The 24,852-nt window shown below is 57.7% G+C and carries 21 protein-coding genes and 5 pseudogenes; 12 read left to right on the top strand and 14 right to left on the bottom strand.

Annotated elements, in window-relative coordinates; translation table 11 throughout:
- Positions 1-1,061: 1,061 nt before the first annotated feature.
- Entirely contained in the window at positions 1,062-2,801 is a 1,740-nt protein-coding gene (locus tag QSV46_RS37735) for a hypothetical protein (protein ID WP_314963798.1), read from the top strand.
- 94 nt (positions 2,802-2,895) lie between these two features.
- Here QSV46_RS37735 and QSV46_RS37730 read toward each other — a convergent pair.
- Positions 2,896-3,614 (bottom strand): annotated as a pseudogene (locus QSV46_RS37730) (IS630 family transposase); the annotation flags it as partial.
- A 357-nt stretch (positions 3,615-3,971) separates the two neighbouring features.
- On the opposite strand from QSV46_RS37730, the gene tnpB (QSV46_RS37725) reads away from it, so the two are divergent.
- From tnpB (QSV46_RS37725) to QSV46_RS37705, 5 genes and pseudogenes are all read left to right on the top strand, one after another.
- Positions 3,972-4,166 carry an IS66 family insertion sequence element accessory protein TnpB gene (gene tnpB / locus QSV46_RS37725; protein ID WP_314963796.1) on the top strand — a complete coding sequence of 65 codons (195 nt, stop codon included), beginning with the start codon at positions 3,972-3,974 and terminating at the stop codon, positions 4,164-4,166.
- Positions 4,160-4,321 (top strand): IS66 family insertion sequence element accessory protein TnpB, encoded by a 162-nt coding sequence (gene tnpB, locus QSV46_RS41600; protein ID WP_377803229.1) that lies wholly within the window; start codon positions 4,160-4,162, stop codon positions 4,319-4,321. The genes tnpB (QSV46_RS37725) and tnpB (QSV46_RS41600) overlap by 7 nt, the downstream gene beginning before the upstream one ends.
- Before the next feature lie 211 nt (positions 4,322-4,532).
- Positions 4,533-5,359: pseudogene (tnpC, locus tag QSV46_RS37720) on the top strand (IS66 family transposase); the annotation flags it as partial.
- 115 nt (positions 5,360-5,474) lie between these two features.
- Positions 5,475-7,077 (top strand): annotated as a pseudogene (gene tnpC / locus QSV46_RS41595) (IS66 family transposase).
- Positions 7,078-7,241: 164 nt separating this feature from the next.
- Positions 7,242-8,476 (top strand): IS3 family transposase gene (locus tag QSV46_RS37705; protein WP_409997275.1). Its coding sequence is split into 2 segments (ribosomal slippage): positions 7,242-7,515 and positions 7,515-8,476, totalling 1,236 coding nucleotides; the frame shifts between segments, so codons are not numbered across the junction.
- 85 nt (positions 8,477-8,561) lie between these two features.
- Here the strand turns inward: QSV46_RS37705 and QSV46_RS37700 are convergent.
- The 11 genes from QSV46_RS37700 to QSV46_RS37650 all read right to left on the bottom strand — a co-directional run bounded on the left by QSV46_RS37700 (position 8,562) and on the right by QSV46_RS37650 (position 19,130).
- Entirely contained in the window at positions 8,562-8,753 is a 192-nt protein-coding gene (locus QSV46_RS37700) for a hypothetical protein (RefSeq protein WP_314963791.1), read from the bottom strand.
- A gap of 194 nt (positions 8,754-8,947) precedes the next feature.
- Entirely contained in the window at positions 8,948-10,063 is a 1,116-nt protein-coding gene (locus QSV46_RS37695; protein WP_314963789.1) for a hypothetical protein, read from the bottom strand.
- Positions 10,064-10,238: 175 nt separating this feature from the next.
- Complete coding sequence (virB11, locus tag QSV46_RS37690; protein ID WP_314963787.1) at positions 10,239-11,246, bottom strand: P-type DNA transfer ATPase VirB11; 1,008 nt, start codon at positions 11,244-11,246, stop codon at positions 10,239-10,241.
- Positions 11,243-12,436 carry a TrbI/VirB10 family protein gene (locus QSV46_RS37685; protein WP_314963786.1) on the bottom strand — a complete coding sequence of 398 codons (1,194 nt, stop codon included), beginning with the start codon at positions 12,434-12,436 and terminating at the stop codon, positions 11,243-11,245. The genes virB11 and QSV46_RS37685 overlap by 4 nt, the downstream gene beginning before the upstream one ends.
- 144 nt (positions 12,437-12,580) lie before the next feature.
- A complete protein-coding gene (locus tag QSV46_RS37680; RefSeq protein WP_314963784.1) occupies positions 12,581-13,324 on the bottom strand; it encodes a TrbG/VirB9 family P-type conjugative transfer protein in 744 nt (247 codons plus the stop codon).
- A gap of 15 nt (positions 13,325-13,339) precedes the next feature.
- Positions 13,340-14,023: a type IV secretion system protein gene (locus QSV46_RS37675; protein WP_314963782.1), complete on the bottom strand. Its 684-nt coding sequence runs from the start codon at positions 14,021-14,023 to the stop codon at positions 13,340-13,342.
- Between the two features lie 121 nt (positions 14,024-14,144).
- Positions 14,145-15,215 (bottom strand): type IV secretion system protein, encoded by a 1,071-nt coding sequence (locus tag QSV46_RS37670; protein WP_314963810.1) that lies wholly within the window; start codon positions 15,213-15,215, stop codon positions 14,145-14,147.
- A gap of 5 nt (positions 15,216-15,220) precedes the next feature.
- Complete coding sequence (locus QSV46_RS37665; protein WP_314963779.1) at positions 15,221-15,868, bottom strand: type IV secretion system protein; 648 nt, start codon at positions 15,866-15,868, stop codon at positions 15,221-15,223.
- A gap of 262 nt (positions 15,869-16,130) precedes the next feature.
- Positions 16,131-18,479, bottom strand: coding sequence for a helicase HerA domain-containing protein (locus QSV46_RS37660; RefSeq protein ID WP_314963776.1), 2,349 nt, complete (start codon positions 18,477-18,479; stop codon positions 16,131-16,133).
- Positions 18,472-18,750 (bottom strand): VirB3 family type IV secretion system protein, encoded by a 279-nt coding sequence (locus QSV46_RS37655; protein WP_314963774.1) that lies wholly within the window; start codon positions 18,748-18,750, stop codon positions 18,472-18,474. The genes QSV46_RS37660 and QSV46_RS37655 overlap by 8 nt, the downstream gene beginning before the upstream one ends.
- A gap of 68 nt (positions 18,751-18,818) precedes the next feature.
- Complete coding sequence (locus tag QSV46_RS37650; RefSeq protein WP_314963771.1) at positions 18,819-19,130, bottom strand: TrbC/VirB2 family protein; 312 nt, start codon at positions 19,128-19,130, stop codon at positions 18,819-18,821.
- An 848-nt stretch (positions 19,131-19,978) separates the two neighbouring features.
- On the opposite strand from QSV46_RS37650, the gene QSV46_RS37645 reads away from it, so the two are divergent.
- The 4 genes from QSV46_RS37645 to tnpB (QSV46_RS37630) all read left to right on the top strand — a co-directional run bounded on the left by QSV46_RS37645 (position 19,979) and on the right by tnpB (QSV46_RS37630) (position 23,169).
- A complete protein-coding gene (locus tag QSV46_RS37645) occupies positions 19,979-20,185 on the top strand; it encodes a transposase (RefSeq protein WP_314963768.1) in 207 nt (68 codons plus the stop codon).
- 44 nt (positions 20,186-20,229) lie between these two features.
- Positions 20,230-20,613, top strand: a complete 384-nt coding sequence (locus QSV46_RS37640; RefSeq protein ID WP_148741338.1) for a DUF6788 family protein — start codon at positions 20,230-20,232, stop codon at positions 20,611-20,613.
- Between the two features lies 1 nt (position 20,614).
- Positions 20,615-22,021 carry an ISNCY family transposase gene (locus tag QSV46_RS37635; protein ID WP_314963766.1) on the top strand — a complete coding sequence of 469 codons (1,407 nt, stop codon included), beginning with the start codon at positions 20,615-20,617 and terminating at the stop codon, positions 22,019-22,021.
- A gap of 374 nt (positions 22,022-22,395) precedes the next feature.
- Positions 22,396-23,169 (top strand): IS66 family insertion sequence element accessory protein TnpB, encoded by a 774-nt coding sequence (gene tnpB, locus QSV46_RS37630; RefSeq protein ID WP_314963763.1) that lies wholly within the window; start codon positions 22,396-22,398, stop codon positions 23,167-23,169.
- A gap of 30 nt (positions 23,170-23,199) precedes the next feature.
- Here the strand turns inward: tnpB (QSV46_RS37630) and QSV46_RS37625 are convergent, their stop codons facing one another.
- The gene (locus QSV46_RS37625; RefSeq protein ID WP_314963761.1) at positions 23,200-23,427 is read right to left on the bottom strand and encodes a hypothetical protein; all 228 of its coding nucleotides are present in this window, start codon (positions 23,425-23,427) and stop codon (positions 23,200-23,202) included.
- Positions 23,428-23,612: 185 nt separating this feature from the next.
- Here QSV46_RS37625 and QSV46_RS37620 point away from each other — a divergent pair, with 185 nt between their 5' ends.
- On the top strand, positions 23,613-23,864 hold the full coding sequence (locus QSV46_RS37620; protein WP_314963758.1) for a transposase: 252 nt from the start codon (positions 23,613-23,615) through the stop codon (positions 23,862-23,864).
- Here the strand turns inward: QSV46_RS37620 and QSV46_RS37615 are convergent.
- Positions 23,822-24,259: pseudogene (locus tag QSV46_RS37615) on the bottom strand (transposase); the annotation flags it as partial. The gene QSV46_RS37620 and the pseudogene QSV46_RS37615 sit on opposite strands and share 43 nt — an antisense overlap.
- Positions 24,260-24,300: 41 nt before the next feature.
- On the opposite strand from QSV46_RS37615, the pseudogene QSV46_RS37610 reads away from it, so the two are divergent.
- Positions 24,301-24,436: pseudogene (locus QSV46_RS37610) on the top strand (transposase); the annotation flags it as partial.
- Positions 24,437-24,852: the final 416 nt, after the last annotated feature.

The following is a 24,852-nucleotide window of genomic DNA, read 5'->3' as shown; positions in this document are numbered from 1 at the left end:
GACGTGAGTGCACGTTGGATGTCCGCTGTATCTCAGGTAGTCATTCGTATCGTTCCGAGTGGCAGCGGCGGTACACCCCTGAACAGATGATCAGGCAATGGGAGTATCTTGGTCGGAAGGGTAAGCTGGAGCTTCACCTATCTGCCCGGCATCTTGATAGTCCCCTGAGACCGGACAAACTACCAGAAACGGCGCGAAGCTGGGCCTTGGAGACCAGCAACTATATCGAGGACCTGCCGGACGAAGAGCGGGATCAGGACCAAACGAGGCGGTCAGTACAATTATGCTGCCGCGTTCCATACGGATCGCGACCATCCGCACCCCATGTGGGTGTCAATCGCCGGGAACTCCTGGGACAAGGAGTGGCGGAAGAGATCCCGTCGGCACTCGCGCTTGAACTATGAGGCCCTGCGCACGGAGATGGCAGAGTTCTCGCGGGATCATGGCATCATACTTGACGCGAGTGCGCGAGCGGAGCGCAGTATCACGGAGCGAGATGCTATCGACCATCGTCGACATGGGCAGCAGGACCTCATCGCAGTTGGCGACGAGCAACGAGGGGAAGAGCACTCAAATCATGCGGATGTGGACGACGGAGAAGTGCATGAACGTACACGTTGCATGAGACGAGCGCGCCGATAACATCAGATGACAAAGGACATGTCATGGCGAATGAACAAATCATGAAGGATGTCAGCGGTGCGACACTTCGTAATGCTAACAATGGAGAGCGCGGCCACCCGCTCGAAGCCGCTACCTCACGAGCTGTAAATGTAGACGAGCCTCGCGGCAACGAAGCATTAGCCACGAACCACCGAACAGCTGGCGCTTCGCATCGTCACGCCCGAAACCTTGACGACGGGGAGCGGGGGAGATCCGGCAAAAGTGCTACACTTGAGTGGCCCAAAGCTGCGTCAAACTCGCCCGCGACGCGGCGCGATGATGGCATGTTGCTGCATAGGGCGTTGCAAGGGACCCACAGTATGGAACTGAGAGGGGGTACGAAGCGTACCTGGGAGGCCGCCGGGTTGCCAGCGGGGAATGGCGAGGAGGGGACGAGCGTGCAGGAAAGCGAGTCCTTTGGGATTGCTGGCGGTCACAAGAGGACTCGGGTGCTAGGTGAAATGGCCAGCGCTGTTGCGGCGTCGTCCACGGATAACCGTATTGGTGATACGCTTGCATCAGACGGGGCAGCGCATCACGACTACTTCGATGACTTCACCGATGCCGATTGGGCCGAGTGGGACGAGCCACCGAGCGATGGAAACACCGTTTCCGACGGTATGGGTAAAAAAGTCGACGACCGAATGGAAAGGCTCGCTGCGATCACGATTGACCTGCCAAGCCAAAGAAGGGCTCGATCGGGCAACAATGCGCAAGCCAATGGACCTGAAACGTCTGTACTGCGTGGGCCACAAGCTGCGCCAAAGTCGCTAGCGGCGCGGCGAAATGCTTTGCTAGACGCGCACGATATGGAACAGAGAGACGGTAAGGAGCACACGTCGGAAACTGTGGGGCTGCCAGTGAAGAATGACGAGGAGGTGGCGGGTGTGCGGGAAAACGAATCTCGTAGGAGTGCCAGCGTCCATGAGGGGAGGCGATCAAGCGGACTACGTGAAAGGGCCAACACCGTTGCGGCATCGTCATCTGGCGCCAGCCATATCGGTGGCATGCCTGCGTCAGAGGCGCATCATGACTATCTCCGCGATTTCACCGATTTCACCGACGCCGATTGGGCGGAGTGCGACGAACTATTGGGGAAGGTGGAAGCACAGCGGTCCCTCGATAAAGGTAAAGCAAAACTCGAAGTTCAAATGGAAAGACGGGCTGCCATCACGATTGACTCGCCTGGACAAGCAACGCCTCGATCAGGCGGACGAGGTGAAGGGGCCAACACCGTTGCGGCATCGTCATCTGGCGCCAGCCATGTCGGTGGCACGCCTGCGTCAGAGGCGTATCATGACTATCTCCGCGATTTCACCGACGCCGATTGGGCGGAGTGCGACGAACTATTGAGGAAGGTGGAAGCACAGCGGTCCTTCGATAAAGATAAAGCAAAAATAGACGACCAAATGGAAAGGCCCGATGCCATCACGTCTGGTCTACTAAGCCAAGCAACGCTTCGATCTAGTACAGGACAGACCATCGAATGCATAGAGATCGGCGGCGACAATCTACTGATCGGGCTCGAGTCGGAGCCGAAATGGAATCACGCGATGCTCTTCGAAACCCCTCAGCAGCATTATCGCAGGACAGGAAGATGGTTGACCAAGAATGAGTACGACATCAAGTCAGTGCTGATTAAGATAGGCGGTCCTGGCGGTAGCTACGTGCCCAGAAGCGAGTTGTATTTGCGACTTGGACCGCGGGGATACGGCGAGGCAATGGACATGTACGAACTCTCTCACCAAACATTTAGTGAACGAAGAACGGACGGGCCACTCTCTTATGAGACGCCAGGCGGGAGGAGAACCTGTCTCCACAACTACAGATTCCCACGACAAGCAGGTACCTTCAATCCAGACATTCTTATCCAAAATGACAGCGGTGGCTTTGTGGGCATTTGGCCAAAACTGAATAACGTAACAACTCTGGCGAGTCTGACACGAACATTCGGCGCAAAAGGAGTGTGGCTTAAGGGTGCCGATAACACCTACATGACGGAGCGCGCTTATGATCTTAGGGTGCCGGAAGGAGCAGAGGGAGCCTTTGCGAAGTTCATTGCGGGAGATGATGCGAGCCAGTTCTCACGTGCGCGAGACGACCGCAAGCGCGGTCGAGGTGCGGACATGGGCCGGTAACTTGGTCGCGAAATAGGCTTACCCGGGATCGTTGGCTCTTAGAGAGGGGCGAGTCTCGGATGATGAAGGAATTCAATGGAGCTAGTACCCGGAATCAGAACTGAGTGATACGGCGGCCTTTGAAGCGGCGTTGACGGACTTTTTTCTTGGTCCAGACGAAAGGCTCAGCCTTTTCGTTGTATGCGTTGATGTAGCCATCGATATGCTCCTGGAGCTGCTTGAGGCTTGTGAAGGAAGCGCCGCTGAGGAACTGCCCCTGCAGGATGGAGAACCAAACCTCGACCTGATTGAGCCAGGATGTGCTTGTCGGCGTGAAATGAAATTCCACATTGGGGTGGGCCTTGAGCCAGTGCTCGTTCTTCTTATGGGTATTGAGATTGTCGAAGATGACGTGAAGCTGGCGGTCCGGAAATGCCGAGGTGACGCTGTCCATGCGGTCGAGGACTCGACACGCCGTTGCTGTTTTGAATGCGTCGCGATGATCTTTCCGGTGGCAACCTCGAGTGCCGCAAACAGCGTTGTCGTGCCATGCCGCTTGTAGTCGTGGCTCTGACCGGTCAAGGCGCGGCCATTGGGCAACTTCAGATAACCTTGCGCTCGCTCCAAGGCCTGAATCGAGGGCTTTTCGTCCACGCATAACACGATAGCCTTCTGGGGCGGGGCAACGTAGAGGCCGACAACATCGGCGGCTTTGGCCGCAAAGTTCGGGTCGTTGCTCTCGCACCAGGATTTGCGAACCACGAGGTCGATCTTGTGGTTGCGCAGGAACCGCCAGACATATTGGACGTCAACATCACCCAGCTTCCCGCATAGCTCAGCGGTAAGCGCGAAGCCGATACCCTTGCTTCAGAATTCGAATGAACGGGCGAAGAAGCCTCCGGCTTGGACGGAGGTTTGGGATGGGATTGGACAGCAAAAAGGACGTCCATTTGGACGGCTCATCGGGAGGGCGGGTGAGCCGGCTGGAGGTGCTTGAAGGACCGTCGGGACGCCGCGTGCGTTCGGAGGCTGAGAGAGCTCGGATCATGGCCGAGAGTCTACTACCGGTGCCCAAGTGTCCGAGGTGGCGCGCAAGCACGGAGCTCGCGATTGGGGATGTCGTGCTGCGGACGGACCCGCCATAGATGGCGAGCAGCTGTCCCGGGTGATCCGCGCAGTGCGAGCGTCACGATGATCGCGGCCGGTGCCGATCTGAAGATTTACATCGCGACGCGGCCGATCGACTTCCGCTGTGGCCACGATGGACTTGCGGCAGAGGTGCAGGAGATGCTTCGCCTCGACCCGTTCAGCGGCGCAGCTTTCGTGTTCCGATCGAGCGGACCGGATCAAGATTTTGGTCTGGGGATCGAACGGGCCTGGTGTTAGTTCACAAGCGCCTCGAAGGCTGCAAGTTCGTTTGGCCAACGATCGCAGACGGCGTGATGCGCATATCGCCAGCGATGTTCGCAGCCCTGTTCGAAGGGCTGGATTGGAGGTTAGTCCGCCCGGAAGAAGCGCGGCGTCCCCAGGCGGCTGGATAACTGCGGCAGATTGACTCGGGAGCTATTTTGAACGTGGCACGCGCCGTGACGATGTGCTCGAAATAGCGCATGAGCATTGCGGCGCTGCGCGACGAAAATGAACGCCTGAAGGTGCTTTTGGCGCAAACGCAGGCGGCCCTGAGCGAGCATCAGGGAACGCTGGCAGCGTCGGAGGAAGCGCGGCGTCGGCTGGAGGGTCATTCTCGGCGAATTGCGACGCGAGAAGTTCGGCGCGAAGTCCGAGAAGCTGCGGCCAGATCAGTATCACTTGCCGCTGGAAGACGTGGAGATCGCGCAAGGCATCCTGGACGCGGCGCAGGAGAGAGCCGAGGCTGTGATCCAGGGTCGATCGCGGAGCGTGCCGGAAGGTTCTCATCGCAATCGCGGCTGCTTGCCTACCCATTTGCCGCGGGTGGAACGGATCGTCGAGCCTGCGAGCACGCTGTGTCCGTGCGGTTGCGGCGCCATGACGAAGATCGGCGAGGACGTCAGCAAACGCCTCGACGTGATCCCGGCGCAATGGCGGGTGCTGGTCACGCGCCGCCCGAAATACATCTGCCGCCGCTGCTCGGGCCCTGTCGTGCAGGCCCACGCACCGGAGCACGTCGTGCCCAGTGGGCTGCCGACCGAAGCGGCCATTGCGCACGTGATCGTCTCCAAAATTGGCGACCATACGCCATTTTACCGTCAGGCCGAGATCTATGCGCGCCGGGGGATCCGGCTTGATCGGGCGACACTGGGCAACTGGTCTGGCCGCGCCTGCTTCCATCTTCAGCCCATCGCGGACCACATGCGCACCATCTGGCCATGGCGGATCGGCTGTTCATGGATGAGACCAAGGCGCCGGTACTCGATCCGGGGCGCGGCCAAACGAAGAAAGGCTACTTCTGGGCGATCGCCTCAGACGACCGCGGCCACAGCGGCCCAAGTCCTCCGATCGTGCTGTTCCGATATGCCCCCGGTCGCAGCGGCGCCTTCGCGGAGCGGTTCCTGCATGGCTTTGGCGGACGCTTCCTGCAATGCGATGCCTATGACGGTTATGACCGACTGACCGAAGTCGCTCGACCGCAGGGGCCATGGACACTCGTGCATTGCTTGCTGGAGCCATTTGCGGCGGCGCTTCGTCAAACTGGCCCGCAACAGCAAATCGCCGATCGCCGAGGCCGCCGTTCGGCACATCGCACAGCTTTACGCCATCGAAGCCATGGTGCGCGGTTCATCGTTGGACATCCGGCTGGCCGCGCGCAAGGAGCACTCGCAGCCTATCGTCGCCGCGTTAAAGCCGTTGCGCGTGGCAATGCAGACGCTGAAGGAGATGATCTTCGGCAAGCGTTCGGAGCGGCTTGCAGCGCTCGTCGCCGAGCAGCTCGCGCTCGAGCTGGACGATCTGGAGACCGGCGTCATATCACCTGCGCCGGCCAACGACGATGCGGTTGCGACCAAGCCAGCCGGTAAGCCACGCAAGAAGGCGAGGCGCAACATCGGCGCGTTGCCCAAACACTTGCCGCGCTGCGAGCAGGTGCTGGAGCCGGACGCGACGGCGTGCCCGTGCTGCGAGGGCCGTCTGCACAAGATCGGCGAGGATGTCAGCGAGGTGCTGGACGTGATCCCGGCGATCCTGCGGGTGCTGCGCACGATCCGTCCCAAATATGCCTGCCGCGGCTGCACCGATGGCGTGGTGCAGGCGAAGGTGCTGCCGCGACTAGAGCGGCATGGCCTCGACGGCACTCGTGACCCACGTGGTGGTGTCGAAGTTTGCCTGGTATCTGCCGCTGTATCGGCAGGTGCAGATTCTGGCCGGCCAGGGCATTCATCTCGACCGCGCGACGCTGGCCGGCTGGGTGAAGCGTGCCGCATGGTGGCTCAAGAGCCTCTATGAGCTGCAACTGCGGACGATCCAGGCCGCGCCGCGCCTGTTCTGCGACGAGACGCCAATGCCGGTGCTCGATCCGGGACGACATCGCACCCGCATCTGCCAGTTCTGGGCGCATGCCATAGATGACCGACCATGGGGCGGCCCCTCGCCGCCAGCGGTTGCCTACGTGTTTGCCAACGGCCGCGGCACGGCGGAGATCGCCGGACAATTGACGGGCTTTTCCGGCATTCTGCAGGTGGACGGCTATGCCGCCTACAAGGCGCTGGCGCGCGGTCATGGCGGCGCCATCCAGCTGGCTTTTTGTCTCGCCCACGCCCGGCGCAAATTCGTCGAGGTGTACAAGACGATGCAGTCGCCATTCGCTCACGAAGTGATCGAGCGCCTGCAGGTGGTCTACGCCATCGAGGCTGAGATCCGCGGCAGCAGCGCCGAACAGCGGCTTGCCGCCCGCCGCACCAGGACTGCACCGCTGATGGAGGCGCTCAAGGCGCGGCTGACGGCAATGGTTGGCCAGCTATTCTCGCAGTCGAAGCTGGCGGAGGCCATCAACTATGCGCTCAATCATTGGGATGGGCTGACGCTGTTTCTCCGCGACGGCCGCGTTGAGGTTGATAGCAATTCAGTCGAGCGTTCAATGCGCCCGATTGCAATGGGAAGGCGAAACTCATTGTTCAGCGGCAGTGAAGGCGGCGCCGAGAGCTGGGCAATTCTGGCATCGCTGGTCAACACGGCAAAACTTCACGAACTCGACCCGCAGGCCTATCTGGCCGACGTGCTCGAGCGCATCGTCTCCGGGCGAACCAAGAACCATCAGTTGCACGAGCTGCTGGCCTGGAACTGGAAGGCGGCCCACGCGCGCACCACGCAGGTGGCCGCATGAGCCGGCGTCGCGATAAAGCATCGTCGTCGATGGCGGCTGCCGCCATGTCGCTCGTGCAGCTCGAGCGATGGCTGCAGGACCGCACCGTGAAGTGGACCCCGGAAATAGGACCAAAAGTTAAGGTGTGAGGCGTCCTGCTCTGTCTCAACCGATGGAGCACGGATATGACGAAGTCACGCAAGAAGTTCGATGCCGCGTTCAAAGCCAAGATTGCCCTGGAGGCCCTGCGCGAGGTAGCGACGGTGCCGGAGCTGGCGAAGCGGTACGGCGTTCACCCGAACCAGATCTATGGCTGGAAGAAGCAGGTTCTCGACAATCTGGCGAGCCTGTTCGCGCGCGGCGCGAGCGCTTTGGGGGATGGTGAGCAGGAGCATGAGCGCGAGACGGCGAAGCTCTATACCAAGATTGGCCAGTTGACGGTTGAAAGGGATTTCTTGGCCAGGAGGCCAGGGCGATGAGTGTCCCCGAGCGCAGGGCGATGGTCGAGCGATCTGGCGAGAATTTGTCGGTTCGCCGACAATGTGCGCTGCTGAATCTGGCGCGTTCGGGCGTCTATCGGTCCGGGCCGGTCACAGGCGCGGACGATCTAGCGATGATGCGGCGGATCGACGAGTTGCATCTGAAGTGGCCGTTCTACGGCTCGCGGCGAATGGTGTTCGAACTCAACCAGGCCGGCCACGGCATCAACCGCAAGCGCGTGCAAAGGCTGATGCGCGTGATGGGGATCGAGGCGCTGGTCCCGCGCCCCGGCACCAGCAAAGCCGCGCCCGACCACAAGACCTATCCCTATCTGCTGCGCGGGGTCAGCATCACCACGCCCAATCATGTCTGGGCCAGCGACATCACCTATATCCCGATGGCACATGGCTTTCTGTATCTGGTGGCGATCATCGACTGGGCCAGCCGGGCGGTTCTGGCTTGGCGCTTGTCGAACACGATGGATGCGGGCTTTTGCCTCGTGGCGCTCGACGAAGCGCTGGCGCGGCACGGCACGCCGAGAATATTCAACACCGATCAGGGCGCGCAGTTCACCAGCGCCACCTTCACCGGCAGGCTGGAGGCCGCGGGCGTCGCGATTTCGATGGACGGACGCGGCCGTTTCATGGACAATATTTTCATCGAACGGTTGTGGCGCTCGATCAAATATGAAGAGGTGCATCTGAACGCCTATGCTGACGGGCGCGAAGCGCGAGCCGGCATCGGATCGTGGATGGACTTTTACAATCATCTCCGTCCGCATCAGGCGATGAACAACCAATTTCCCATGGCGGCATGGCGTGCCGGCATGGACCAGATCGAGGCGGACTGTGGATATGCCGCTTCGCTTGGACAACGCAAACGCGTTGCCCACATACCCACAGCAGACGCAAACGCAGTAGAAGAAAGCTGCCTAATTTGAAGGGCAGGCGCGATCGCACCTTAACTCCCGCGATCCTTGGTCCCAGCTTCGGGGTCCACTTCAGACACCTCATGCATCAGAGCACTCAAAAGCAAAAGGTGCGGAGAAATTCGCGCTTACACATGATCAGATTCCCTGGTGGCGGATCGTTGGCGCGAGCGAGATAGCCGCCGAGCCTGGCGATCTTGATGAGATAATGCGACAACGTCTTTCGTTGTGTGCTGACTAGATTCTTGTCTTTGCCGAGCCGATCAAGCAATTGGACTTTGGTCAGCACAAATTCCGGTGAGGCATTCTGAACGATTAAGCATCGTCATCCAGAAAATGCGCCAGCCCACAATGCAGAATACGGAGATCAGATTCGTCAATCGCTGAGCAGTCCGCAGTTGCAGTCTGGATGGTCAATCCGTTTAAACCGGAGGATCGTCGACAAGCTGCTTTCCAGCCGCGCCACAGCACTCGGGAACGCCTTCAGTACTCCAGTCCTCCGCCACGGTTCCTCTGACGCTCCCGCGGTGAACGCTGATTGCTCGACTCAGAGCGCCGCCCACGAGGAGCAATCCACCCGATGCCTTCGTCTGGCCCCTGCACCGGCGAACGATCCGACTGACGACGGTTAGCGGCTTGCCCGTCTGCAACAAGCTCTTCTTGGGCGTCGACCGCCTCGCCAGGAGGCGTCAACACGATGCTGGACGTCGAAGACTGCCCAGGTTCGCTGCGCCTTCGGTGACGTGCCGCCAGGCCGATCTGCGGCACCTCATCGCTCGAGGAGATCTCCTCATGCTTGCGCCGGCGCGGCGCAATTTTCCGAGGAGAAGTCGTCACAGAAGCTGCTGGCGAGCTTGCTGGCGATGAGAACAAAGAGTCGTCCGACATGATCGCCGCCGCTTCCAGCGCCGCTTGCACCTGTTGGTCGATCCGCGCCAGTGTCAGATCTGATGGCCTGCTGCGCACGAGTGAGTATGCCTCTTCGAGCTCTCTCTCGATCTCATCAGAAAAGCCAGAGACGCGATCACGCTCGGGCTCGGAGAAGATGTACGCAATCTTACGAAGCTTTCCATCTACTTTGCCGTGTAGATTGCCGAGCGACTCAGTCAACCGCCGGGCATCGTGGCCGTCCAATGGTCGATCCACGGCGTGGTACTGGTGCCGGCCGATCTCTCTGTCGAAGATGTAAGAAACCATGGACGCTTTCGCATTGAGGGCTCTTGCTATTGTCTCATCATCCTCAGGCTCAAGGGCTCTCAGAACACCCGCGGAAGAGGGGACGTAAGCCTCGGCCCTCTCAATCAACGCCCGACGCTTGTTAACTCCGATCGGGCCGGACTTGACATGTCGGTCGATGATGTCGCCGACCGCCTTAAAACGCACCTGGAGTGCTGGAAAGAAGATCTGAGGATCGATCTTATGAAGCTCTTGGGCGATGCATTCGGTAGTATAGCCAATCGCTCGTTCCTTTGCCTGGAAAGCCTCGCCGAGCCACATCAATTTTTCCGGGCCAGCACGGTTGACCCGTCGCTGCATTAGACGGGCTATCTTTGTCAGTGCTTCGAATCGCTCCAGAACATCGTTTTGCGTCCCGGTCATGGTGTTCATCCTAAGGCTGTTTTTCGTTTCGCGATCGTCATATGGTTACGCAGGATCCGGTCTGCTGCCGGCCCTAGGCGGGTTAGGTTAAGCCTCGCCAACTCATCCAAGTTGGAATATTCTCCGCTTCTGTCAGATATACTCAATTCAGCTCGCGCGCTTTTGTATGCTTCGTTCATGGAGTTTCCGTTCGGGCGAACGGCAAGTAGATCTGCAGCACGCCGCGCCTGCCACGGCGGCGTCCCACATGGACAATCAGATCAATCGTCTTCTTCGCGTAATTGACAATCGAATTATGGGACATCCGCACACCTGACCGCATGACCATGAAGGCCAGCCTGTCGAAAGCAAGTTCAGGACTATCAGCGTGGATAGTTGTTATCGCGCCTGGGTGTCCTGTATTGATCGCCTCAAGAAAATCATAAGCCTCGACACCGCGAATTTCGCCCAGAATGATGCGGTCGGGCCGCATTCGCAGACAGCTTTCCAAGAGTTTTGACGGACTCCGAGCAGAGTTTGCCGTGCGATCGGCAATTAGGCCCACTTGATTCTTGTGCAGTGGAGAAAGCTCCTGTGTATCCTCTATGGTAATGATACGCTCGTCGGAGTGCGCCATCGCCAGCAAAGCGCGTGCCACCGTTGTCTTCCCCGACGATGTGCCCCCCGAAACCAAAATGTTGAAGTTCTCCTCAATTGCCAGTCGAAATAGACCCTGCAGGTTGCCGGCTTGAGCCATATCGGCCGCTGCCCGATGGCGCTCCTGGCGGAGGGCGTCCACGGAGATCTGCTCACCTTCGACGAACTCGATATCGGAAACGTCCAAACTCCGCGTCCGGTATTTGCGGATCGACAACGACACGCCGTGCTCAACCGCAGGCTCGCTAACTACTTGGACGCGCTGCGGGTTGCCCCAAACATTCACCCGGCCTGAAACGATCGGATGAAGCACCCCAAGAGTGTTGCGGGCCTCCCCCGCCAATTGCACTCCAAGGCGCTTGATGGCGTTGGCCGGCAATGCGACCTTGACCTTGTGCATGTGTATCGATCCGGCCTCTTCGACGAAGATGGAACTATCGGGGTTGATCACCACCTCATTGATATTATCGTTCGTGAGATATTCCTTTAGAGGGCTGAAGTACTGCTCTACATACGAGACGTCTGGACTGGACCGAAAGTCATTCATCGAAGAACAAGATCCCGATTCACGAACACCCGAACTTCTTCGCCTTGTGGAACACGAATCACCGGAGGAAGGGAGAAGTATTCGTCAACGATAGGTCGCGCCTGACCACCGATAGTCGCTGCAACGTTGGACACCGCCTCGCCTGCAGCGTTCGACCTGTCTGGCCCGGTACCCCCAGTATGGTTTGGCAGACGACTTACATTAGACGACCTGTTGCTGCCGGCGAGAGCGGGAATGGTCGATGACACTGCGGTGACGACGCTAAATATCAGACCCGCACCTATCTTCTCGCCATAGTGGTTATCCACGCTCCCTTCGGTACCGGCTCGACCAAGGAGGTCCGCACCTGTGGAGCCGAGCTCGATTGACTTGGCGTCCGGAGTGATAGCCCGGTTCCAAGCGATTAGCACTCGTCTTTGCTCGATTTGCACTCTATCGCCGACAGTGCCAATCAGGATTGTCCCTGCGGGCAGTAGAACACGCGAGCCGTCGAGCGCGAATACGGGCTCGACGACCTGAGCTCGGACATTCCCGGGCAGTTCTGAATCGATAGCCGTTTCAAGCACGGCAGAGATTATGGTGCCCTGTACCACGGTATGCGATGGATCAGGGAGAACTCGGGACACCGAGGTTTTTACCTCCGAGCCGGACGCAAGCTGTGGCCCTGAGTCATCCAGGACTATACCCTTGGATTGCCTTTGTTTGGTGTTTATTTCCTCCAGCTCGCGGCGCCTGTCGGCCTCGCGCTGGGCCGACTTGCGCTCTTCTTCCGATCGTAGTGCCGCGGCACGAAGGCGTGCATTCTCGGTCTCCACCCTCTCACGATCCTCCTTCAGTTTCAGCAATAGTTCTTTGCTATGGTGGTCCAGCAGCTTCTGGACGTCAGCGAGTGAAACGTTCGAGCCATTGTTGGGCTGAGCGTTTGCGTCGCTTTCTTTTCTTATGTCTTGGACGTGCTTATCCATCGTTCCGCCGCGATCGGCGGCCTTTTGCTTAACTGGAGGAGCCTCCGGAACTGAAAAGTCGAGTTGCTGATGACTTCTAGGCACGTCCTCCACCTTTAGATCGACTTGTGAAGCCTTTTGGCTGTTATCTTCTGTCCGACTGATGACCTTCAAGAATTGCGTGGGGCCCATAGCAATGAGGGCTGAGATGGCACTACCTAGAAGCATGGTGGCGAAAACGGCCATCCAATTACTTTTGCGCTTAGACGTGCCCATTTGCTTGGCGCGGCGTTTGTCAAGCAGTCTCTTCCCCTCAAGATCCACAGGCACCTCTGCTACCATTGCGATCGCGCCGATGGTCAGTACCTAACGGACATGCCGTACCATCTCTCATTGGGTTGCCATGTGCACCGCACTTGCCTTGGCCACGCAGACCGCAGTATCGCCGAGTCTCATCACCCAAAAGTCGCTGATGCCGTCGACGACGACACGGTCGCCGTCAGTGCGCGAATTAGTCAGCTTTTCCTGACCATCCTGACCGATCAGAAAAATGGCCGGCCGTGGCGCACCTCTTGGCAAAATAAAAGTCGTCTGCAAGGTATTGTCTGTCACACTAATCGGTCGGAACCGCGCATAACCCGAGACCGCGTACTCGTAATTTGCAGGAAGATCCCTGACGGAACCTTCATGTGGCGTTTTAATCTCGTCGGGATAGATGAAACTGGTCCGGAACGCTTCGCGCGCTCCCGCCTGCATACCCGCCTTTATTTCGCCGACCGATCGCAGCTCGAAGGTGTAAAGGCGCCGATCAGTGTAGATCGTCATGTTGGTTAAAGCTTGATCAATAACAGGTTTTACACTCATCACATTGCCCACCTTCAATTTGTTCACTTCCCAGGATGCACTATCGCCAATGAGAATCGATTCGATTATCTCCCCCTGTGCGAACTGGATAGCCGTGATTGACTTCAAGTAGAGATCGAGCTTGTAGACGTTGTTCTCATCGTAAACGTAGCGTTTGATGCGCAAATCTGACGCCGCCGCTTTGGGGGATTGCTCCGCTTTCGCCGCACTTAAGAAAGTTATCAAGACAATCAAAACAAAAGGAACGAGCCCTAACCATCGCAAGTACATAGTTTAGCCCCGCACCTAGTCAGCAGTTTCCGCATCAATTCGGTAAGACGAGACGCCGAAGCCCAGCGGATTCTTCCAAACTGCCTCCAAAGAAACATTTATTTGCGGCTTGAACTGATAACCGATAGTCACCACGTAACTGCGGCGGACGGTCTCCTGTCCTTTGTGTTCCCGGTACTTGACGATGCGGACCCGAGCTAGATCCCGTGGATTGCGCCCGTCCGAAGGCATCAGGGAGACAGATTTAACTTCGACCCGCACTCGCACGTCATCACCGTAAACAACGGGTGGATATTGCGCGGAGCCCGAATGCCAAGTTTCGGCAAGGGTTTCCTGCGCGTTGCCGGACGAGCGCGTCATTACGTCAGATATCCTGGTTTTGTTGTCCGCGGTATCGTATGTTTCTCGGTCAATGACGTAGGAAGCAAGTTCCGCCTGGGCCACGGCCTCCTGTTGTTCAAGCGTTGCCGGCCTAACTTGGACGATTTTTTCAGCCTCGCCAGTTGTCTTGTCCACCAGAACCACATACGGCTTGGTCTCTTTGATGGGCAGCACGGCTATGAGAGCTCCTAATGCCAATAGACTCGCGGTAGTGGAACCCACCGCAACCTTCGCCCAATTGTTCCGTTGTGCGCGAAGACTAAAAAACATCTCGTCTTCGAATGATTGCTGGGTTGACTGTTTTGACTGTTCAGACATGCGACTCACTAGTTAGCAATGCTACCCTTGGTTGCAAGGGTAGGGAGATTGGTTCGCAAAACAAGAGCCCGGTTAAATCCGAGGGCTGCTAAGAATTTAGCAGCAGCTCATGCCTGTCCAATCAAGGGGACAATTGTTCGGCTGCGCGGCGAGCTACACGGTCATCCCAATGGCGTTGCCGCATACCAGCGCCTTGACGCATCGCGTTGATCGCCGGGGATGCAGCCATGGCCGGCGAGGCCTGAGCCTCCACTGCACGCACGGTGGCAACGTCCTGCAATCGTTGAGCCTTAGCGAAAACACTCATCGTCACACCTTTGGCCATGGAAGCTGCGGCGACGGCTGCACCAGCACCAACAGCGGCGACCGATGCACTGGCTAGGGTGTTTGCCATAGTTGGAATCTGGAACAGGAGAATGGTAGCCGCTATCATGATGAAGATGACCGCGAATGAATCGCTGGACGCCGGGCGACTCTCCTCCATTAACATACGTAGTACAACAGCCATTAGCGCTGTTGTCAGCAATGGAATAATTGCATTACCAACCGTAAAGCGTGTCCAGCTCTCGAAATATTGCTTCGTTTGGGGCATCATCAGCATGGTGATCGCCAGGGGCGCCAGACTGATCGCTACCATGAGTCCTAGTTTTCCAACTAACACAATAATGATGCACGCCGCGATAAAAAAACCCCCAACGATCAGCGCGAATGCACCAAAAAACACCTCCCGAATTGACCTTCCGACCTTGAAGATCGAGATGTTCGAAAAGTGGTCATTGGCAATTTGCCGAACGACACCTGCAGACTCGTCCATTGCAGAATACGTGTCCACTATATTTGCTGTATAGAGACTAGGATCAAGGTTCGCCTCGATCGGTGCGACAACTCCGCGCACGAGTAGCGCGCCATAGTCGCTCGGCACTTGCGTGAGTATCACGTAAATGCCCGCGAAATTTTCCCACATGGTCGCGAACGAATATATGAGCACATATCGCAGCCCCCATTGCAGATATATAGAGTAGTTTACGCTTCTAAATTGCACTACATGGTTCAGCGCGATAAACAGAAGCGCGATCAAGGCTATCGCACCAAGTAGCGCTTTGATCGGGCCAGCGACGGTTTGAAATACCACTTGCACATAATTAACAAGCGTTGTGTCGATACTATGCGCGATCTTCGAAATTAGGCCCATGGCGATCACTTATTGATGTCGTTTGGCAGATCTCGCATACTGTCTTGCTCGGCGCTATCCGAGCCCATCACCATGAAGTACGATCCTGCCACTGACGCGATCGCCGCTTGGGTCCGCAACGTTTCGTTGAGCTGCTGTGCGACTTCGATCATTACGCGGGTGTTAATATCGACGCTGGTTTTTAACTCTGTACTGGCCTCAAGAGCGGTGATATAGTCATTGATCCTTTCCATGCTTGCATTGGCCCGTTTGTAAGAGTCCTCCGCGGTATAGGCGGTGACGGCGGCTTGGGCCGACAAATACGCGATCTTGCCGAGTCTCTTATCGTTGCGCAGCGCAAATGCATCATCCAAACGGTAACGGTGACGAAATCCGGAAAGCGCTTCCTGAATGTCGCCAGACCCAACCGTTGCTCCTGTCAAAGCAGCGCTCGCCATTTCCGCCGGCGTTGCGTCTCCCTTGCGGGCCGAAATATCCGCCGCATCATTGTTCACTGGGAAGGGCTTTGGACCTGATATCGTCGCAACAGCTGTGGACGCCGCCGCAAAGAGTTGCGTTATCCCGTCACTTAGTGCCCGAACACTTTCAACTATGGACGCCAGCAGTTCCACAGCTCTCTTGTCGAAAGTTGGCTGTGCGCCACCCGGCTCCATGCCAGATACTCCGACTGACGGAAGCGGTATGGCACTAATCTGGCTTTCGTCAGCGTACCCCTCACAAGGCGTGAGACTGATCGCCCCAAGCATCAGGCAAGTAAACACAAGAGATCGAGAAACGACTTTCATGCGGCGGCTCGCTCGGTTTGAAGATGAAGTCGCTCCCAAGCGCAACCACAATCGTTCTTCCGTATCTCCGGAATCGATTGGCACCCAGTAAGGGAGGCAAGTATAACGGCGAGGAATATGGTGGGACCCTTCATTGCAGCATTTCCATCTGGAAATTCGGTGTGCCACGCCAGGTTAACGGCGCTTTATTTCCGGGCGCCCCACCTAAGACATCAATTCCCTTCCCGAGCGCGCCAAGTGCGAAATCAAGAACTACGCTGTCATCGCCGGACTTGAACAGTACGAGATGGTTATCCACATTACTCATCCGAAGGAATGCGCCTTCGGTCGGTGTCAGGTTGAGCGGCGCAAGTTCCGCTTCGGTATTGGAAGTACTTGGGTACATCAACCGTGTGACTGCGCTCTCCAGAATCGCATTCCCAGCAGCGCTGTTGGCGATATGCGACACATGCTGGGTCAGGAGAACCACTGCAACGTTCTTCTTCCGCATTGTTAGCATCCAGTCCTTCAGACGCCTTTCAAAATAAGGGTCGTCAAGTAGTTTCCAGGCCTCATCAACCACTAGCAGGGTTGGCGCTTCATCTTCTACGAGCCGTTCCACACGCCTGAAAACGTAGCTCAACCACGCCGTGCGGATGGCTTTGTTGTCGAAAAGTTCTGTGAGATCGAAGGCGGTAATCCGGCTATCAAAGCAGAGGGGATCGCAGCCCTTGCCGCCAAACAGCCAACCGAACTGACCAGTGCCGTCCCACTGACTAAGCCTCTGATAGAGGTCTCCATTATCATCCGTCGCCCGCAGCTGGCTGCGGAACTGTTCGAAGTTCTGTAGACGGCGATCAGCCACCGCATTTGCCTGAACGGCATCGTTAAGTGCCTGCAATTGCAACGGATTAAGTCGTTCGCCCTCGTTGTCAGCTAATGCTCTAAGCCAGTCGGAAAGCCAAGCCGAGCCGCGGTCATCCGCCTCCGCCTGCATTGGGTTGAAGCCAAGCTCCTGCCCCATACGTACGGCGGAATAGCTTCCGCCCATCGCGCGAACCGCCATTTCGAAACCGCAATCCTTATCGAATATCACAATGCGTGCGCCAAGCCGATGCGCCTGGCTTAGCAGAAAGGCAGTACCAAGGGTTTTGCCCGACCCTGTTTGGCCAAGCACAAGTGTATGGCCAGCGGTGCGCTGACCTGATTTTCCGGGCAAATGAAAGTTAAAGCGAAACGCCTCGCCGCGCGCTGTCGGAAAAATCGTCACATAGTCGCCCCACGGACATTGCTCGACCGCATTGCCTTTCGGCGAGCCGTGCATGGCGCAACATTCTCCGAAGTTCTGAGAGGAGATCATTGCCGCACGTGCGCGGTAGCTGAAATTGCCAGGATGCTGAGCGAAGTATATGGCGCGAGCGGAGAACTTTTCGCGGACGATCGAGGCGCCAGCTTCCTGCATAGCGCGAGTGACATAGGATACGGCTTCCTCAAGCTGTTGTCGGCTTTCGCAGAATATGGCGATGCTGCAATGATGGTTGCCAAAGACGACGCGGCCCGAAGCGACGTCGTCCTCAGCCTGTTCGAGCTGGACCATCAGAGAAATGGCCGCGTCCTCTGCAGCCTTCATTTGCTTCCGCACACGAGCGATCTTACCTTGGGCGGCTATATTGTCGATCGGTGTGAAGCTCTGCGAGATCACCATGTCATACGGCAGACTGAGAGTATCGAATATCCCGGGATACGTCGCAGCGGGATAATCTTTGAGGGATATAATGGTGCCGTAGCGTTTGAGATCCGGATTCGGATTGTCGCATTCGAAGACATTGCCGTGGAACGTGATCATCGAATTAGCCAAAAGATCTGCGACAGGCACGAACTTTTTCCCGGGCGTGAGACGCCCACTTGACCCGTCTATCAGCGTGCGCAACAAACTGAGCCATTCACCGCCAGAAACGGTTAACCGGCGGGGCTTTGCCTCACTTACGCTGACCATGCATGTATTGATCAGCTGATCCAGCCGGACGGCACGGGCCACGACCTCTTCCTTGCTGCAGAAGTCGTTACTGCCAAACAGACCGATTAGCTTGCCTATTCTTCTCGGCGGTCGAATGACGATGGTGACCATCGACACTCGGTCACGCAATCCAACCGACTGAAGATACGTTTGCCAACGCCTGTCAATTTCCTCATTAAACGGATTTCCTTCAACAGCGCGCATCGTGGGCCGGGTTTCGACTGAGATGCGATGAACATGATATCCAACGTCCTCGCGCTGCTGCTCAACAAAGCGTGAGAAAGCGCTGCTCAGCTCGATTGTCTGCCGGTTGTCGAGAGCGTCGGCATTCGCCCCCTCGACAGCGAAGGTCGCCATTACATCGCCGTCACGCAACATTAAGGTGACATCGTCGACGATACTTAGATACGGTAATCCATCAACGAGTTGCTCGCCTTCGCGACCAGCGCGTCCCAGAGCATGTTTTCGCGATAACTCAAACACGATACACGACCCCATCGCCTTTCAACAGGGAATGGGTCAATGGTGTACTTTGCAGAGTCGCGATGATGACACCAATGAGTTTTGGATCGTAGGCGGCTAGAGTACGCAGGACGCCGTAGCAAACAGTTCCCATCACTGCCAGATAGACGAATGACTTCGTGACAACGAAGCCAAGCATAACGACCCATATGACGAAAACTAGATGCATGACAGGCAATCCTGCAAAAGTGACCTCTCGAGTTAATCCAAGAAACACCGGCGTGCGCTGCATGATGTTCTCCTTTGAAATCCGAGGCGATCCGCGATCTCTGTTGAAGGGGTCCGCGCGATCGGAGGAGATTAGTTTGGGGCCAAGGAGCGAACAAAGCTGGCTCCGCCGAAGACGATTGCTATACCCATCATGACTGAGACTGCAAAGGTCCAGTCCATCCGGCCAATCATAAACGAGAAGCCAACCGCCATGACAGCCAGAGCTGAAATTGCGACACCAAAGGGTCCGGTGATGGTCCTCACAATCGTCTCAAGGAAGGTTGTAGGCCCGTTGAAATTCTGAGCAGCACATGGAGCAGTAAGAACGGCAGTCAAGACAACGACAAGACCGACGAATGAAAGCAGCTCATCGAAAGCGATGCGAGAGAAACACTTCTTCACTGCGAGCCTCTTGAATGTTTGTTGCGGGCATTTGTACGAGCCATAAGCGCCAGGCGTTCCGTTGGCAGAAAGCTCACGTTCGGATCGACCGACATGATAGGACAGTCAGCATGGCAGTTAGCTGCGCGTTAGAGACTTTGCGGGACTGAGAGCAATTGGTAATCCGAAGCTTCAGTACGGTGTCAGGAATCAGCTAAGTGAGGCCCTACCGCCCTGCTCCCGTGACCGCGCGATGCTTAAACTTGACTCTCCTATTGGGTCATCCCGGTAAACAGATGGACGAACATAGCTAGATATCGGCCGCCCTGCACCGGCCTAGACTCGACGCAAACCGCTCCGCTAGGTCGGCCCTGAACCAGCACATACGCTGCTGATCGAAGGGCAGTAATTGCCAGCATTTTGTAGAGCCTCGGGGCTACGGTTGGGATCGTGCTTGCCAACGTTTTGCTACTCATCCCAATTGAGGCTTTTGACGAAAGCGCGTCGAGATCAGCAGTTTCACTGCTAGCTGCTTCGCCAACGATAGCCGGTCGCTTGGATGGACGTCGACGACAAAACCGTTGCGTTGGTAGCAATGCACCAAGAAAGCTTGCATCCATGCAATTGATACACCTAATGCCAAGTGACCGGCGGCCTACGACGAGGCGGGTCACTTCGTTCTCCCCCTCCCGCACTTTTCCTGCTAAGCTTAAAGTCAGGGTATCGGCTTCGCCGCTTACGTAACGACCGCCGGCAGGCCGTAACCGGCATCAGCACTCCGCCTCGCGAGCGCCCGTGTTCTGAGCGATATTGTTGATCGTTCGCTAATATCGGGAGGCGGCTCGGTGGTACCTTCCAGGATTAACGCCATGAATTGCGTCAGCCGGCGACGATGGACGGCGGAGGAGAAAGCGCGGATCGTAGCGGAGAGCCTCGAGGCGAACGCGAACCTATCGGATGTGGCACGCCGTCACGGCGTGGCCCGCGGATTGCTGACGGCCTGGCGCCGCCAGCTATCTAGCGATGGAATTAGCTACTTTCCGGCGCAAAATTCAATCTGGTTGGCCTTGGACTAGAATCGCGCGTATGCGGAAAACTGCCAGGTCGGACGGAAACAGAATTGACGTTGGTTGCTTTCGTTGATTCATTCTTGTGGATGATTCGAGAGCGAACCCTGCGAGCGCGCCAAAAGCTGGTCGGCAAATTGCCGATTACTGGCGAAATACTCCGTGGCTCGCTGCTGGAGCGCACGATCCGGCATACCAAAGATTGCCCGAAATGCGCGCGTGGCGAAGGGCACCGGGTCTTCGTTCTGACGGTGAGCTATGCCGGCGGACGCACCCGGCAAATCAGTGTGCGTCGTGAACGGGTTCCCGAGGTTCGCCGTTGGCTCGATAATTATCAGAAACTGAAGGAGACGATCGAGACGATCTGCGAGATCAATCACGATTTGCTGCGTCCGGAGAAAACGGCGGCAAAGCGCGGGGGGAAGAGCCGTGATTAAGATGCGACGCGTGCAGCTCAGCTTCGGCGATGGATTGATCGCTGAGGAGGTGAGCGATCTCCGCGAGAGCTGGATGACACACGCCGATCAGGTGCTGGCGGACGAGCAAATAGTAGCCGCCGTGTACGAAGCGCTGATGAAACGGCATCCCAAGAGCCGCAGCCGCGGCCGGCCGGGCGCTCCGGCGGAAGTGGTGCTGCGCTTGTTGATCCTCAAGCACATCCGTAACTGGAGCTATGGCGTGCTGGAGCGCGAGGTGCGCGCCAATCTGGTGTACCGCGACTTTACCCGTGTGGGCGCCGCCAAGACGCCCGATGCCAAGACCATGGGCCGCTGGGGAGTAGCGGTGGGGCCGGACGTGGTCAAACAGATTCACGAAAGACTTGTAAGGCTCGCACGGGACGAGGGGGCGATGGAAGGGCGCAGAATGCGCGTGGATACGACGGTGGTGGAGACCAACATCCATTATCCGACCGACTCGAGCTTGTTGGGAGACGGGGTTCGGGTGCTGATCCGCACCATGAAGAAGATCACAACGATCGCTGGCGAGGCTGGAGCCAGACAGTGCGATCGTAGTCGGACGGTGAAGCTGCGGGTGCTGGATATCGCGCGCGCGGCGCGTTCCAAAGCCAAGCAGAGCCGGGAGAAGCTCACGCAGGCGTACGGCAAATTGCTCAACTCGACCAGCCGGGTGGTGGGACAGGCAAAGCGGTTCTCCAAAGAGATCGCCGCAGGAGTGAAGCGCGCTTCGAGCATTCGCAAGCCGCTGGTGCTGGAGGGCCTGGGTCAGGAACTCGATGCGATGGTGCCGCTCATCAAGCAGGTGATGAAGCAGACTAGAGCGCGCATCTTCCGCGGCGATACGCGCGCCGAAGGCAAGATCCTCAGCCTGTTCGAGCCGTCGACAGAAATCATCCGCAAGGGCAAGGCGGGCAAGCCCAACGAGTTCGGCAAGATGGTGAAACTACAGGAGGCCGAAAACCAGATTGTGATCGACTATGAAGTCTACGCTCAGCGACCGCACGATTCGGAGCTGCTGATCGCAGCTATCGAAACGCATCAAGCGATGCTCGGACGCGCACCGCGCCTGGTAGCGGCAGATGCCGCCTTCTACTCCGCAAAGAATGAGGCAGCGGCGAAAGCAAAAGGCGTCAAACGCGTTTGCATTCCCAACCGCTCAACCAAGAGCATTGAACGCAGGCGCGAGCAGAAGAAGCGCTGGTTCCGTAACGGCCAGAAATGGCGGACCGGATGCGAGGGACGCATCAGTGTGACTAAGCGGCGGCATGGGCTTAACCGTTGTCGCTACAAAAGTGACGCCGGGATGAAACGTTGGGTCGGCCTCGGCGTCATTGCCGACAACCTCATCAACATCGGCCGCGCAATGGAAAAGCGGGCTGCCCGGTAAATCCGCCCGCCCTCACCATCAGGCTTCTGTCAAAAACCCCGCCGGTCGCCCCCGGCGGGTCTTGCGTTGCTGCGCGCCCTTGAACACTCTTCCAAAAGCATCAATTTTGCGCCGGAAAGTAGCTAGGAGCCTCAACAAGGCTTTGCCGCTGTGAAGATAGATACAGTTGCCTCAGCGTCAAACGAGGCCCCGCGTTATTCGGCGGAACCGGCTGCCGTGGCGACGGCATTGGCAGCGGTGAGAGGCCGAGGACGGATCGATATCGCCGGAGCCCGGATCGGGGTTGAGAACGGCGTTGATCAGGTGACGCTGTCCATGGTGTTGGCGGCGGTACGGGGCGACAATTGATTTCGTTCCGGGCGGACCTGAAGATCATGTTGGCGGCGCAGCCCGTTGATTTCCGCAAGAGCGTCCATACGCTGTCAGCGCTGGTGAGCGAAGCGCTTCGTGCGAACCCCTACTTCGGAGATATTTTTATCTTCGCTCGAAGCGATCAGATCGCATTAAACTTTTGGCGTGGGACGGCAGCGGCATGGTTCTGGTTACGAAGTGGCTTGAGGAAGGCCCGCTTTACCTGGCCGCCGATCCACGACGGCGTTGTTTGTTTGACGGCAACGCAATTGTCGATGCTGATCGATGGGTTGGATTGGTCGCGCGTGACACAGCGCGGTCGTGGCGGGGCCGGTGTCGATGGATCCGCCCGAGTGGATTTGCCCTCTGCTCGGCATCGAGGTCGACGCCTTCAATCATGGTGGCACGCCGGGTTCGCCGCAATCTCCGCCGTGGCGGTTCGTCATAATGTCATTGTTGAGACGCTCTCAAAGGCACCCAGAACCTTCGAACCGATCTTCGCGCGCAAACCAAACCGCGATATCGACGCAGGTCCGTGGTGCGAGGGCTTCTATGCCGCTATGAAGTTAACACTATCGGCGTGGGCACCGATCAGCAATCCCGCCGATATTAATCACGGTCTGTTGTTGCCGATCCTGTTCCACTGCGTCGACGATCAGGGGCGCCCGATGCTCGGCCCGCCGAAACAGGGGGCAGACACTGACCAGTTCCGGCGAACAGCCTACAAGTATATTCCGGCCGTCGTCGAAAACATGCGTCAGTACTGGATGCCGACACGCTTCAAGACCCCATCGTAGCCACCGGGCGGACGTGGAAGCTCATACCGCTTACGGCAGGCCCTCGCCGTGACTGTTCTGGTGGATTGCGATCAGCTCTTTGAGGTTCTTGATCCCGTCATCGGTGAACGCCATCACCCCGTCTTCACCGACGCCGACGACCCATAGTTGGCCATCCTCGGTGTCCATTTCTGCGGCGACCTCGAACAGCCATTCCTCGTCTTCACCGAGCATCTCAGCGACATGGCTGAGAGTGAACACGCGGTTGACGTGCCTCATCAAGCCGCCTGCGCCGCAAGGACTTGCTGTTGCGCAGTCTTCCAGTTCCAGGGCAGCAGCTCATAGAGCCTGTGGGCAGCGATGCGAGCGAGTACATCGTAAGCGCGAAGCCGATACCCTTGCTTCAGAATTCGAATGAACGTGCGAAGAAGCGAAGAAGCCTGCGGCTTGGACGGAGGTTTGGGATGGGATTGGTCAGCAAAACGGACGTCCATTTGGACGGCTCATCGGTAGAGCCGGTGAGCCGGCTGGAGGTCCTTGAAGGACCGTCGGGACGCCGCGTGCGTTCGGAGGCTGAGAGAGCTCGGATCGTCGCCGAGAGTCTGCTACCCGGTGCCCAGGTGTCCGAGGTGGCGCGCAAGCACGGAGCGACGCGCTGGCAGATTTACGATTCCTTCGGAAGATACAACGCGCGATTGATGAACGCATGGCCATGACAAGAAACGTAGGCAGCGAAGACGCCGATCTGGCAGTTCGTGATCTTCCCTGCCGAACCAGTGTATTGCCGCGCCACTCCGCATGAAGCTTGGCCCTGTTTGAGAAAACCGGTCTCGTCGATCACCAGCACCGCATCGTCATCCGCCAAATGCTCGATGACATAGTCGTGCACGATATCGCGCAGGGCATCAGCGTCCCAGTCTCCACGACGCAGAATCGCCTGCTGCCGCCATGGGCCGGGATCGCCAGCCGCCTCCGCGCGCATCCAACCGGTCTTGCGCTGCTCATCTCCGAGCAGACCTTCCAGAAATAGGCCTGCATTCGTCGCAACACGCTCTTGCGTGAACAACGGACGTTTCCGTTGCTTGATCTCTCGACGCGACGCCGCCCACAACGCAAGCGTCCCCTCAAACGTGGAAGCTCATACCGTTTACGATGTATCTGGCCGGGAGTTCGGTTCGGCGAGTCGAAGACATCACCGAGGCGCTTTGGGGCATTCGGGTTCAGCCCGAAGGCAGGGTTGAACCTGAACAAGAAGATCTATGCCAAAATCGAGACTTGGCTGAATCGCAGATCGAAGGGAAGCGCTTCGCTGATCCCCTCGTGCGGAGCATGACAGAAGCGTGCAAAGCTGGCCTCGGATCAACGAGGTGGCGGTATGATTGCAGACGGCAAAATGGACGTCCCATTGGACGTCTCGAAGGCGAGCCGCGTCGAGTGCCTGGATCAGGAGGAGGCCGGTCACAGCACACACTCTTAGCAAAGTTGTGCCTTCTCCGCGCCCTTCGCCCCTCCGAATCGCGTCCCTGCGGGCCTAGCGGTTCACTTCGAGGCGCCAAGGAGTCATCGTACCCCTGCAGTGCAGCCCATCGAAGAGAGTAATACGTGAAGCAACGTTCACGCGGCACCATCCTCACCGAGATCCTCCCCGCTCGTCATCGTGCGATCGCACGATCACACGTCCGCTGCGAAGCCGCAGTGGATCAT

This window comes from Bradyrhizobium cosmicum, assembly GCF_032290525.1.
Classification (GTDB): Bacteria; Pseudomonadota; Alphaproteobacteria; order Rhizobiales; family Xanthobacteraceae; genus Bradyrhizobium; species Bradyrhizobium cosmicum_A.
This window is presented reverse-complemented; position numbering and strand designations above follow the sequence as displayed.